This window comes from Stenotrophomonas sp. YJH_SMC_94-11, from assembly GCF_059370435.1.
The window spans coordinates 460,204-472,557 of sequence record NZ_JCAFTR010000001.1 but is presented as its reverse complement, the minus strand read 5'-3'; the positions used below and the strand labels follow the sequence as shown (position 1 = coordinate 472,557).

Sequence of the window (12,354 nt, the reverse complement as noted above, 5' to 3'; positions counted from 1 at the left end):
GCGCGGCATGCCGCCATCACCCCTGGCCCATGGGCGCGACGCGCCGCAGGCGCAGGTTGCGCCATGTCGGCTGGGAGCCGCGAAAATCCACCGCTTCGCCATCGCTGGTGAACAACAATCCTGGCTCCACCTCAGCAACCAGGCGGATGCCATCGATGTACAGCCAGCCGTGTCGTTGCTCCAGCACAACGAACATCGATGGTTTGCCCCATTGGTCAACGCGATAGCGTCCCAGCCAGGGTTGCCAATGGGGCGCCTGCGGCCCGGTGGGCCCATCGATGGGATCGTTCTGGTCCAGGCCATCCTCGCCGTTGCTGCATTCCAGGTACGCCGGCAGCATGTCCGTCGCCGCATGGTAACGGTACGTCGCAACCTCTCCATCGGTGTCCACAGTGAAAAGTTGATCGCCGTCGATGGCCGCAAAGCGGGTACCCTCGGCGTGCGCCCCTCGATGCAGTTGCAGCTCCCCGTTTCCGGCAACCCCGATCTTCGCCTTGCCGCTGCGCCCGATCCAGCTTCCCGCCATCTGCTGCATCTGGTCCTGGTTCAACCTGATCGGCGCCAGGCTTGATAGGGGCACACGCGGCTGACGGGGCCCGAAACGCGCCGACAACAGCTGATCGAGCAGACGCTCGCCGATGCCGTACCCCGCAGACGTCGCGCGATTGAACATCGCGGCAAATCCAGCGTTTGCCTGCCTGCAGTAGGTGAACACGCACCCGAATCCGAAGCCCCCGCCGCGGTGGTGCAGCAGCCGCACCGGTGTACTGCCGTAGAGGCGTTCGCTGCGCATGACACCGAGCCCGTAGTCGCCGCCCAGGCCGAAACCATGCATCTCGTCCCAGAGACGGGGCTCAAGCAGTTGCTGCGCACCGGATCGGCCGCCACCGAGCAGGAAGCCAAGATACTTCGCCATGTCGGCGGCACTGGTCCACACGCCTCCCGACACCACCAGCGGCGTCACCGGCGGTACCTGCGTATGGCCTTCCTGGGTTCCCAGTGCCCGCACCTTGCTTGCCAGGTAGACCGACGCATCGGCCGTACTGTCGTGCATTCCCAGCGGCTCGAAGATCCGGCGCTGCAGCCAGGCCGGATAGCTGATGCCCGCAACCTGCTCAAGGACATGACCGGCAAGGTCGAAGCCCAGGTTGGAGTAGCGATAGCGCGTACCCACCGGAAAGCGCAGCCATGTCTGCGAGATGCTGCGGACGTGCGCATCAAAGCCCGGCGACGCCGGTTCGTAGTTGTTGCCCAGGGGCGCCTCGTGCGTGAATCCCGCGCGATTGGCAAGCAGCAGGCGCAGGCTGATGCGCTCCTGTGGAGCTTGCTCGAAGCGGCTGCGCACCGTGAACGACGGCAGATAGCGGGTAATGGGCGCGTCCAGATCAAGGATGCCGTCCTGCACGGCCAACAGCACCGCCACCGCCGCGAAGTTCTTCGAGGTGGACTGGATGCTGAACATCGTGCTGGCGTCTACGGGCACGCTGCCCTGGCCTGATACGTGACCGAAGCCTTCAGTCCAGCGCACCTGCCCGCCTTCGACCAGGCAGACGGCAGCGGCACCGATGCCGCTGCCGTCCATGGCCGAGCGGATCACGCCGCGTTCCGCGTCGATCAGGCTCGCGGTGGTGACGCTTGGCCGCACCGGGGTGGCAACACCGGTGGGAATGAGCGTGGCCGCCGGAACAGCCGCGGCATTGGCCAGGAAGGTGCGACGACTGAGCGTAACAGGCATCAGATCACTCCACTTCAGGATGCCGCCATCTTCCCGCCAGCAGAAATGGCAGGGCATGTGTCATTCGGCACAGAGTGCGGTGATCGATGGAGCTGCGCCTTCGCTGGCTGAGCAGGCCTCAGCCCGGAGGGTCCGGCAAGCGGATTCCCTGCGCCGAAACAAAGGCGCGGGACTCGCTCCAATAGGCCTGTGGCGGTTCCCGCAGCTCTGGTCGCGCCCAGTAGTCGTTGCCATGCAATGCGCTCATCACATGGCACCAGCCGTCACGCGGATCGTGAACCTGAAGTCGTCTGCGATGATGGCGCGGATGATACACGTAGTGACCAAGCGCCTCCTGGCGCGCTTGATCCGGCGAACGACCCGCCTGATGGACCAGCGTCCATGCACGCATGTGGCGTGCATGCGCGAGCGCGCCCAGGTACTCGTCCTCATCCAGCAGTGGCACCTGCTCACCGCGGGCCAGGCACAGTGCGTCCGATTCGGCTTCGTAGTCCAGCGACGGCTCCGCCAGTTCCGGGTGCTGCTGCCAATACCCTTCGCCCTTCATGTGCAGCATCGCCCAGTGCCAGGGCTCGTCGTGGAAGATCAGCGCGTGTTCGTATTCGCGGCCGGGGCTCTGGTCGGGATAGCGCTTCCGTGCCTGTTCGAGCGCCTGCGCCTCGGGCACCTGGCCATGGTGGACCAGGCACCAGGCGAACAGGTGCCGGCTGTCTTCGATTTCGGTGGTGAAGTCCTCCACCGGCGTTTCGGTGCTGGGCATGGTCGATCCCTGTGTGCGGATCAGATGGTACCGACGCTGCGGGGCGCGCGGGGGGCGGGGGCAATGAGATCTGCAACAGGTCGTGCGAGGTCGCGTGGGGGCCCATCACGATTCGAATCTGGAATCGACGGGTTATGGGACCTCTACAGCGCTTCCACGCGCCTCCACAGACCTTCCAGCCGTAAACCACGCGGCTGATTCCCAGGCCCCGCGACCATCTTCGCTCATCTTTGTGCACCTCCTTCCGCTGACAAAAGGTCGCCGAGCGGTCGCCAATGGGCGCAATGAAGGGAATGCTCGGAGAGAACGGACTGGCCACCTTGCCGATCGGCCAACGGGCCTCGGATCCAGCGTCGCATGGTGTGGGCTGCCCGGATGTGCGGAAGCTCGCCGGCGGTGGGCTCAGGTTCCGCTGCAGATACACCAAGGCCAACAGTCAACGCGATCGCGTCGCGGCCGCACCAGGAGGGAGGGCGCAACCTTCGCGATGAGATCGCAACTGCGGCGGCCGCCGTCGGGCTAGCGAGAGAACAAGCCAATTGCTACCGCGGCACGGAATGGCCATTTTGCCACTCATGCGCTCGCCTTCCGAGGAAGGGTATTTGTCGCTTTACGTCCACCGATGCGTGACTGAGAACACGCAAGAGCCAAGCGTAGCCAGCTGCAACGAATTTCTGGTTGACAGTGAATATCACCCCGCAATATGAAATCCCGGGAATCGAGAGGCAGGGGATCAGCGCCGAAATCAGCTATCACCACGGCCCGAGGCTCAGTCCATCGCAGAGCTCCGCGACGACAAGGGAAAAGGAATCAGGTGAAGATCAGTAGAATTCTCATATATGGAATGTTCGTCATCGGCGTAGTCGCAACCATTTCCTGGTTGGCCTGCAGACCATCCGATGTCACAGGAAGCAAAGGAGATGAGGTTCCTCTCAGTGAAAAAAGCACTTCGTCAACGGATATCGCATCTGAATCAAGCATTCATCAATCCTTGCGTTCGCCACACCAATCCATCGAATCAACAGTGGCTTTGGGTGGCAAGGCATTTCTGCTCAAGATCGAAACACCTCACTACGAAGGCGACGCCTCGGAATACATTGACAGGCGCATCGCGGCTGCAAGGGCGGGCGATGCCCAGTCGAGCTATGAGATCCATAACCGCATTGCCAGTTGCAAGCGGGCGCTTAACTCAGGTGATGCCGATGAGTACAAGGCCTACGCATCAGTGGGCCTGGGGGAGCAGTACTCAAGGAAAATCGACCAGGAGATTGACCATTGCCAAGGGCTGATAGGGCGAACGGAACTCGGAGATGAGAATTGGCTCTCTCTTGCTGCCGCCCAAGGGTCGGTCGAAGCGAGACTGATTTTCGCCAAAGACCCGAAAGCCATCATTGGAAACTTGACGGAAGCGCTCAAGGATCCGGAACGGATAACCAATTATCGAAGGGATGCGATTGATTATCTAAATGAGTCGGTATCGCAAGGAAGCGTCGACTCGATTGAAGCCCTTGCTGACATCCATGACCGCGGGATCATTGCCGACAAATCCCCTGAAAAGAGCCTTGCATACTGGCTCGCATATCAGCGCGCGCACCCCAACAGCCAATCAGCGGCATCCATTGCGAGACTCTCCAAACTGTTGCAGCCCAACCAGATAGAGCGATCCAACGAGATGTCTGAGGCCATATACAGAGCCTGCCGCTTGTAACCCAACAGAAGTTTCCTACTCACCCAACATGGCGCACGATGAAAGCAATGATTTCGAAGAAATGGTTGATTGCAACCTCCTTGATTGTCGCAATTGCTTCCTCTTGCCCACCCACAGCTCGCCCCTTCCAACTAAACGAATAATCCAACACTGCGCGAAATCTCCCAAAATCGCTGTCAGGCGGGGGTTCCGACCCGTGCATCACAAGACGTTGTGCTAGATTCGGGACAGTGTTCCTGGCGCGAGAGGTACCTTCATGGATGCATGGCTCGACAAATGCGCTACTTCATCAAGGCGCGGAGATCGGAGTCACCTCCGGCTTGCAGCGTATCGCTGCCTCTCAATAGCCGTTTCAGCGTTGATACTGTCAGCGTGTTCGAGCGGTGCCTCACCAACCCCATCGCATAAATCTAATCAAAGACAGTCCCTCAGATCAGGGAGTGAAATTGGTATGGAGCGATTCAAGAACGACATCGAGCGCCTGTCCAGTGTACGTTTTGATGATGTCGACGCGTTAAATGAACAGCTCCACACGCATCTGGGAGAGCCGACACGCCAGGACGTGATGGACGAACGGATCGCAGAACACGGAATGTTGGGCGACCTTGAGGTCCGGAACATCAGGCTGAGAAGTGCTGCTGACGATCCTGCGCTCGCGAACCTGATCTTTGAGATCGCACCACCAAGCATTGCGCTCGAGGGAATCATCTGGGAAAACTCGACCAAACATCCACCTCGGCCTGACGCGCCTGGCTCTCGCCCTTACTGGTCTGCGCAGGTGAACGATGCAAAGGTCGTGCTCGGACTCGATTCCGATAACGTGACGCTGACCTACATATCGATCAGTCAGCGCTGATCCCTGTTATTGCGAAGGTGCCGGAGCATGGAGTGTACTGAAGAATCTGGACTGCCACAGCCGCAGGAGGGAGGCCCCCAATGGGGCAGCCGGTGAAGGCACTTATCTTATACCCGGCGTCAAGATCGTTATTGACGAGAATGCGATTGGGCAAGGCTCAAGGATCGCAAGTTCTCTTGCTCACGAAGTTGGGCACCATCTCTTCACCGAACCCGAAAATCGAACTTCCAAGCAAGCCTATGTGAACAGCGAGCTGCGAGGAGAAGCCGCCGCGACTCTCAGCAATGTCCAGGTCCAGCGTGAGATCGTTGCAGCTGGCGGTCCAGATATTGGCGTTTCCGGCACAGGTAATCGTCCACAACAATACGGAACCATTGCGGCGGAACTCCGGGCCGGACGGATCAACCGTAACCAAGCACTTGGGCAGATCGCTGAGGTGTTCAAGACAGAGGCGCCGTCTGTTGGTCCTCATGCGACATACGAACTCTACTATGGCGACTACTACGACCGGGAAATAGCACCCACGCAACGGCGGCGTAGGCCAGATCCAGAATTTGACGCCGAGCGCATTGCGGTTGCGGAAAGAGTCGGTTCGGACACCGACGACTCGCCCTCACGGCAGCGAGCATCCTCCTCAGCCCCTGAACTCGGCGATGCTGACCGCTCTCTCTACATGCAGATTAGGGTAGGTGTGGAACGCCTGGACGCAGAGCATGGGAAACCTTGGGACGAGGCGAGTCAGCGCATGTCTGCAAGCTTGCTGGTACTGGCGAAGGAGCAGGGCCTTTCACGGGTTGACCATGTTGTCTTGAACAACCCGACAGAGAACCTAGCTAGAGGTGAGAGGGTCTTCATAGTCGAGGGAGCAATGGACGATCCCGCCCATCGTCGAGGCCATATGAATACGATGGATGCGCTTCGCGCACCGGAGGCGGAATCGCTCCATCGCGCTGATGCGTTGAGCCAATCACAAGCAGCGAGCCTTGAACAACAACCGGCACAGCAGGCACATACGCAAGACGGGCCATCGTTCTCGAGATAAAACCGTCACTGTGCTATCGGCGCCATTCATTCCACCGCCTTGGCCCACAAGTGAGCGCCCACGCTGCAGCTCGGGCGCTCTCGAATCATCATGCGGTCGCCTCCAGTTCGAAGGGTTCGAAGCGGATCACCTCCTGCCCCAGTCACTCGTTGATCGCGGCCATGCGCGTCTGCAGCGGCGCCAGTTCCATCGCCGCCCACACGCCCGCCGCGTCGCGGATCGACCCAAACCCGCCACTGTTCTGCGGCACGATACCCAGAAGCTGCGGTGGCACCCGGAGCACCGCCAACATGTCATCGCGGGTCACACTCTTGATCCCGCTGAACTCATCTCGGACCGCCACCTCACTGACCGGGATCACCTGCAAGCCGTCCTTCTTCCCATTGGGCGAGTGCACGAACAGGTTCTTGAAATTGCCCGGCCCGCGCGACTGCCGCAGCGCGTCGCGCAACGCGTCCACGTCCAAGCCCTCGGGTTGGGGGTCGGTCATGTAGAGGATGTAGCCGGCGTGCGAACCGTTGTTGTAATACTTCCGGCGGAACAGCGTGGCCGACTCGTTCAGCAGCGCGGCCTGTACGGCTGGCATCCACTCCGGCAGGCCGTAGATCTCCTGATCAGCATCTGCCTCTCGCAGCTGGCACACCTCACCGGCGGGAAACTCATGCTCTACCCGTCCGGCACGCACCGGGAAGAACTCACCGGGCTGCACGCCACGGCGCACGTACTGCGCCAGCGGCACCGCCAGACTGTGCGCGGTTCCTGGCATGGGGCGGCGACACTCGACATACCCCATGCCGAAGGTGGTGTAGTCCAGCGCCAGCTGCGAGAACGCCTCACGGCTCAGCAGCCGGTGCGGTCGGAACGTGCGCACCAGCATGTTGCGTTTGTAATGTCAGGCCGCTGTGCAGGTACGGGTTGGAGCGCGTTGTGCGCGACAGCCCTTGCAGATCCACCGGTGGCTCGAAGTAGCGGCCATTGCGCCAGCATTCGAGGTAGTCGAGGAAGCCGCGTGATTCCAGCACAGGGCTGGCCTCGCCAAGGTGAAGGCTTCGATACTCACCGGCGGCGCGGCGATGGTGCTCTGGTCGGTGTCGGTCATCAGAAAATCTCCATGGTGCCGCGCGCAGCCTGTCCGCCTTCCAGCGGCACGCTCTGCAGCGCGTGCATGAGTGCCCAGGCCAAGTCGGCATGGCCAGTGGTACGCGAGCGCCCTGCGGTGTAGGTCACCTGGCGCCCGCTCGGGGTGATGGTTTTCTGGATCGCCAGCAGTGACTGCGCGAGGTCGATCCAGCCGGCGTCGTATTCCAGCCGTTCGTCATTGATTACGTCATAGGCTTTCAGCACCAGCCGCGTTTTCACCTCGGGCGAATAGTTGAAGACAGTCACGCCGGGGAAGAACTGGCGCACCAGCTGAGCAACGCCGGTGCCCATACCGGTCGCATCCACGCCGATGTAGGTCACCCAATAGCGCTTGGTGATCTGCCCGATGAACGCCGCCTGGTCTTTGAACTCCATGCCCTTGAACTGGTGGCGTTCCAGCACGCGGAACTTGCCCCCAGGCACCAGCGGCGGGGCCACCACCACGATGCCCGCGCTGTCGCCGGTCTCAGCCGGGTCGTAGCCGATCCACACGGCGCGGTCGCCGTAGGGCCGGACGGCAAACGGCTTGTAGTCGTCCGCTCACTCGACCCAGCTATCGACCCGGCAGGGCTGCAGCATGGTGAGCGGGAACACGCTGGCGCTGTCGTCCACGAACTCGCACATCAGCAGGTTGGCAAATTCCTCGGCGCTGTAGTCGCGGCGTAGTTCCTCGATATCGAACAGGTCACAGCCACGGCCGGCCGCATCGAGAACGGTCACGATCTGGCGCCAGATCGCGTCCTCGCAACGCCGGCCACCCATCAGGCGCGCGTGGCTCACGTCCAACAACGAGGGCAACCGTGGCGACAAGCAGGATGCGGCCGGGCACAATCGCCCGCCACTACGGGCCGCTACGATCACGACTTGCCAGTCGTGAAACCACCTCGCAAGCGTTGAGTTTTCCCCCGAATTTTCCCGCTGGCACAAAAAAGGCACTTGGGCGTAAGCCTAAGTGCCTGTTTTTTTATGGTGGGCCCACCAGGATTCGAACCTGGAACCAAGGGATTATGAGTCCCCTGCTCTAACCGTTGAGCTATAGGCCCTGCGCAGCGCCACAGTGTAGTGGAGGCCACGCTCGATCGGCTACCCGGCAGCAGCAAGAGCCTCAGCAACACGACCCAACCGTTTCTCCGCCACTTCCGCGAACCACATCTGCCGCCGCAGATATGCCTGGAACAGCGCCACCGTCCGCCTGGCCTCTTCCAGCGCCTTCTGGTTGCCGCCGTCAAAGCCCTCGACCAGTTCCGCACCAGACAGCGTCAGCAACGCATACGTCGTGCGGCGGGCAAACCCCAGCCGATCCTCACGCTCATCCTGCATCACCTCATCCCAATCAAGCAGCGACGAAAAATCAGTCTGCCGGGAATCAGACAGATCGTGCTCCACATCATTCATGGCGTTACTCCGGATGCATGGCAAATCAGTGCCGCAGGCCGCATGTGATGTACGTGACCTGCTGCGCGCTTGCATCAGCGCCGATGGAGACCGGCCTGCCTACGCGATGTGTTGAGCATCTGCACGGTCAGCGTGCGGCCACTGCAGGAAGTAATCAAATGGCAGACGCGACATCGTCAGGATCCGAGCGGCATGGCCGGGAACGACCAAAGAAAAACCCCGCACCAGGCGGGGTTTTTCTCAACGCTTCAACAGCCGCTGGCTATCAATCGATATCCAGGAAGCTGCGCAGCTGCTCCGAACGGCTCGGGTGACGCAGCTTGCGCAGGGCCTTCGCTTCGATCTGGCGGATGCGCTCGCGGGTCACGTCGAACTGCTTGCCGACCTCTTCCAGCGTGTGGTCGGTATTCATGTCGATGCCGAAGCGCATGCGCAGCACCTTGGCTTCCCTCGGGGTGAGGCCGGCCAGCACGTCGCGCACGGTTTCAGACAAGTTGATGTTGGTGGTGTTCTCGATCGGGGACTCCACGTTGGTGTCCTCGATGAAGTCGCCCAGATGGGAATCCTCGTCGTCGCCGATCGGGGTTTCCATCGAGATCGGCTCCTTGGCGATCTTCATCACCTTGCGGATCTTGTCTTCCGGCATGTCCATTTCCTTGGCCAGCTCCTCCGGCGTAGCCTCGCGGCCGTACTGCTGGAGCATCTGGCGGGAAATGCGGTTCAACTTGTTGATCGTCTCGATCATGTGCACCGGAATACGGATGGTGCGTGCCTGGTCGGCAATCGAGCGGGTGATCGCCTGGCGGATCCACCAGGTGGCGTAGGTCGAGAACTTGTAGCCGCGGCGGTACTCGAACTTGTCCACGGCCTTCATCAGGCCGATGTTGCCTTCCTGGATCAGGTCGAGGAACTGCAGGCCACGGTTGGTGTACTTCTTGGCAATCGAGATCACCAGGCGCAGGTTGGCCTCGACCATTTCCTTCTTGGCCTTGCGCGCCTTGGCTTCGCCGTAGGCCATGGCACGGCTGATTTCCTTCAGCTCTTCCAGGTCCAGCTGGGTCAGCTTCTCGATGTCGATCGTCGCCTGCTGTTCGGCGATGATCTGGTCCTTCACTTCGCGCAGGGCCGACGACCACTTCTGCTTGCGCTTCAGCGCGTCTTCCACCCACTCCAGGTTGGTCTGGTTGCCTTCCCAGGAACGGATGAAGTCCTTGCGCGGCATGCGCGCGGTGACGGTGGCCAGGTTCAGTACACGGCGCTCATGCGACTTGATGTCGGCCATGGTGTCGCGCAGCTGCTTGGTCAGCACGTCGGTCAGCGGCAGCGGCAGCTTCAGGGTGACGAACACCGCCGACATCTCTTCGCGCAGGCGCGGCAGGTTCTTCTTGTCGCCCTTGGTCGCGGCCTTCTTGAAAGCGTTGAAGGCATCGCTCAGTGCCTGCATGCGCGCGGCGACTTCCTCCGGATCCGGACCGGTCGGTGCGGCTTCTTCATCGCCACCGTCGACATCGTCGTCCTCGTCCTCGTCGCCCTCGGCGTCCGCATCGGCGCTGTCATCGGCAGCGACCGCCGGCGGTGCCGGCTCTTCGTCGACCAGGTCGTTGAAGCCGACGATCACTTCGGCCAGGCGCTTCTTGCCTTCCTTGTGGGCTTCGTAGTCGTTCAGCAGCGACTCGACCGAGACCGGGAACTGGCCCAGGGCGGCCTGGACCTGCGAAAGGCCTTCCTCGATCCGCTTGGCGATGGCGATTTCGCCTTCGCGGGTCAGCAGCTCGACGGTGCCCATTTCGCGCATGTACATGCGCACCGGGTCGGTGGTACGGCCACCTTCGGTGTCGAGCGCGCTCAGCGCGGCGGCAGCTTCTTCAGCCGCGGTGTCATCGACTTCGCGGTTGCCGGTGTTGCCATCGTTGAGAAGCAGGGTTTCCACATCCGGCGCAACTTCATGGACATCGATGCCCATGCCGTTGATCATGCCGATGATGTCTTCGATCTGTTCCGGGTCGACCATGTCGTCCGGCAGATGGTCATTGACTTCGGCGTAGGTCAGGTAGCCCTGTTCCAGGCCCTTGCTGATCAGTTGCTTGATTTCGGATTGGGCAGGACGTTCGTTGGCCATGTAGTGCTCGCGCCACCGGCTAGGGAGAAATAGGGAACGTAGCATTATACCAGCCCGGGGCCCCGCCTGCCGGGCGGTGGTCCCGCAGGCTCAGGGCCTGAGAAGGAAGGTCACGGGACCGTCATTGACCAGGCTGACGACCATATGGGCGCCAAATCGGCCAGTTTCCACCCCCGGCGCGTGATTTTCACGACAGATCTCGACAAATCGATTGAACCCGCGTTCAGCCTCGTCCGGCGGTGCGGCCGTCGTGAAGCTGGGGCGCATGCCCGAACGGGTATCGGCGGCCAGGGTGAACTGGCTGACCAGCAGCAGGCCGCCGCCGGTGTCGCGCAGCGACCGGTTCATCTTCCCGGCCTCGTCGGCGAACACCCGGTAGCCCAGCAGGCGCTCGGCCATCCGTCGCAGCTGGGCCTCGGTATCGCCCGGTTCCATGCCGACCAGGGCCAGCAGGCCGGGGCCGATCTGCCCCACCACTTCCTGGTCGACATGGACGGCGGCCTGGCTGACGCGCTGGATCAGGACGAGCATCGTGGGCTTCCAATGAACAGGGCCGGCCACGATAGCAGCGCCCTTGGCTAAACTGGCGCCGATGAATCCGCAACGCAAAGCCCGGCTGGTCTACCGCACCACCACCCTGTTCGCCCGCCTGCCCTGGCCAGTGTTGCGGGCGTTCGCGCATGCCCTGGCGTGGACGTGGGTCCGTCTCAACGCTCGCGAGAGCCGCGTCACCCGGCGCAACCTGGAACTGGCCTACCCGGAACTGGACGGTCCGGCGCGCGACCGCCTGCACCGCGAGCTGCTGCGCTCCACCGCCCTGCAGGCCATCGAGACGCTGCGGCTGTGGAGCCAGAGGCCGGCCGACAACCTGCGCCTGCACCTGAAGCAGCGCCACGGCGAATCCCTGTACGACGCGGCCCTGGCCAGCGGCAAGGGCGTGATCGTGGCCGCACCCCACTTCGGCAACTGGGAGCTGCTGAACCAGTGGCTGGCCTCGCGCGGGCACATCGCCATCGTCTACAAGCCACCGGAGGACGAGGCCAGCGACGCCTTCCTGCAGCTGGTGCGGGGCGGCCAGAACGTGCAGCAGGTACGCGCCGAGGGCCCCGCCGTGCGCCAGCTGTTCAAGGTGCTCAAGGACGGCGGTGCCACCGGCATCCTGCCCGACCAGCAACCCAAGGCCGGCGACGGCGTGTTCGTGCCGTTCTTCGGCGTGCAGGCACTGACCATGACCCTGGTCAACCGGCTGGCCGAGCGCACCGGCGCCACCGTGCTGTATGGCTGGTGCGAGCGCGTTGGGCCGGACATGGAATTCGCCCTGCACATCGAGCCGACCGACCCGGCCGTGGCCGACCCGGACCCACAGGTGGCGGCCACCGCGCTCAACGCCGGCATCGAGCGCATCGCCCGCCGCGACCCGACGCAGTACCAATGGACCTACAAGCGCTATACGCTGCGGCCACCGGGCAGCGGCGAGGAAGACCCGTACGCGACCGAAGAGCATCCGCACTGACGGTCGCACCACGCGGGCCCGTCCGGCCCCTGCGACCGGCGGCCGCACCACGTTGAATACGACGCCGGCGCCCCCATAGAGACTGC

At 62.4% G+C, this 12,354-nt stretch carries 11 protein-coding genes, 1 tRNA gene and 1 pseudogene; 4 read left to right on the top strand and 9 right to left on the bottom strand.

The genetic code is table 11. The annotated features are described in order from the left end of the window. Positions 1-16: 16 nt before the first annotated feature. On the bottom strand, positions 17-1,792 hold the full coding sequence (locus AC5P74_RS02150; protein WP_346607383.1) for a serine hydrolase domain-containing protein: 1,776 nt from the start codon (positions 1,790-1,792) through the stop codon (positions 17-19). Positions 1,793-1,853: 61 nt separating this feature from the next. Then, positions 1,854-2,495 (bottom strand): hypothetical protein, encoded by a 642-nt coding sequence (locus tag AC5P74_RS02145; protein WP_253136099.1) that lies wholly within the window; start codon positions 2,493-2,495, stop codon positions 1,854-1,856. Positions 2,496-3,309: 814 nt separating this feature from the next. On the opposite strand from AC5P74_RS02145, the gene AC5P74_RS02140 reads away from it, so the two are divergent. The 3 genes from AC5P74_RS02140 (at position 3,310) to AC5P74_RS02130 (ending at position 6,101) form a co-directional block, all read left to right on the top strand. Continuing rightward, positions 3,310-4,203, top strand: coding sequence for an SEL1-like repeat protein (locus tag AC5P74_RS02140; protein ID WP_495204781.1), 894 nt, complete (start codon positions 3,310-3,312; stop codon positions 4,201-4,203). A gap of 451 nt (positions 4,204-4,654) precedes the next feature. Then, the gene (locus AC5P74_RS02135) at positions 4,655-5,059 is read left to right on the top strand and encodes a hypothetical protein (RefSeq protein ID WP_495204780.1); all 405 of its coding nucleotides are present in this window, start codon (positions 4,655-4,657) and stop codon (positions 5,057-5,059) included. Between the two features lie 241 nt (positions 5,060-5,300). Next, on the top strand, positions 5,301-6,101 hold the full coding sequence (locus tag AC5P74_RS02130; RefSeq protein ID WP_495204779.1) for an XVIPCD domain-containing protein: 801 nt from the start codon (positions 5,301-5,303) through the stop codon (positions 6,099-6,101). Between the two features lie 142 nt (positions 6,102-6,243). Here the strand turns inward: AC5P74_RS02130 and AC5P74_RS02125 are convergent. From AC5P74_RS02125 to dtd, 7 genes and pseudogenes are all read right to left on the bottom strand, one after another. Further along, positions 6,244-7,200, bottom strand: a pseudogene (locus AC5P74_RS02125) (phage portal protein). After that, positions 7,200-7,733: a phage terminase large subunit family protein gene (locus AC5P74_RS02120; protein ID WP_495204778.1), complete on the bottom strand. Its 534-nt coding sequence runs from the start codon at positions 7,731-7,733 to the stop codon at positions 7,200-7,202. Before AC5P74_RS02120 ends, AC5P74_RS02125 begins: the two are co-directional and overlap by 1 nt. Positions 7,734-7,781: 48 nt before the next feature. Then, the gene (locus tag AC5P74_RS02115) at positions 7,782-8,021 is read right to left on the bottom strand and encodes a terminase large subunit domain-containing protein (RefSeq protein WP_428992558.1); all 240 of its coding nucleotides are present in this window, start codon (positions 8,019-8,021) and stop codon (positions 7,782-7,784) included. Between the two features lie 187 nt (positions 8,022-8,208). Further along, positions 8,209-8,284: transfer RNA gene (locus AC5P74_RS02110), tRNA-Ile, on the bottom strand. A gap of 40 nt (positions 8,285-8,324) precedes the next feature. Further along, complete coding sequence (locus tag AC5P74_RS02105) at positions 8,325-8,636, bottom strand: hypothetical protein (protein WP_053497000.1); 312 nt, start codon at positions 8,634-8,636, stop codon at positions 8,325-8,327. Between the two features lie 265 nt (positions 8,637-8,901). Next, complete coding sequence (gene rpoD / locus AC5P74_RS02100) at positions 8,902-10,755, bottom strand: RNA polymerase sigma factor RpoD (protein WP_053496998.1); 1,854 nt, start codon at positions 10,753-10,755, stop codon at positions 8,902-8,904. Between the two features lie 90 nt (positions 10,756-10,845). Further along, positions 10,846-11,286 (bottom strand): D-aminoacyl-tRNA deacylase, encoded by a 441-nt coding sequence (gene dtd, locus AC5P74_RS02095; RefSeq protein WP_005419588.1) that lies wholly within the window; start codon positions 11,284-11,286, stop codon positions 10,846-10,848. Positions 11,287-11,347: 61 nt separating this feature from the next. On the opposite strand from dtd, the gene AC5P74_RS02090 reads away from it, so the two are divergent. Continuing rightward, on the top strand, positions 11,348-12,268 hold the full coding sequence (locus AC5P74_RS02090) for a lauroyl acyltransferase (protein ID WP_495204777.1): 921 nt from the start codon (positions 11,348-11,350) through the stop codon (positions 12,266-12,268). The last annotated feature ends 86 nt before the right edge of the window (positions 12,269-12,354 follow it).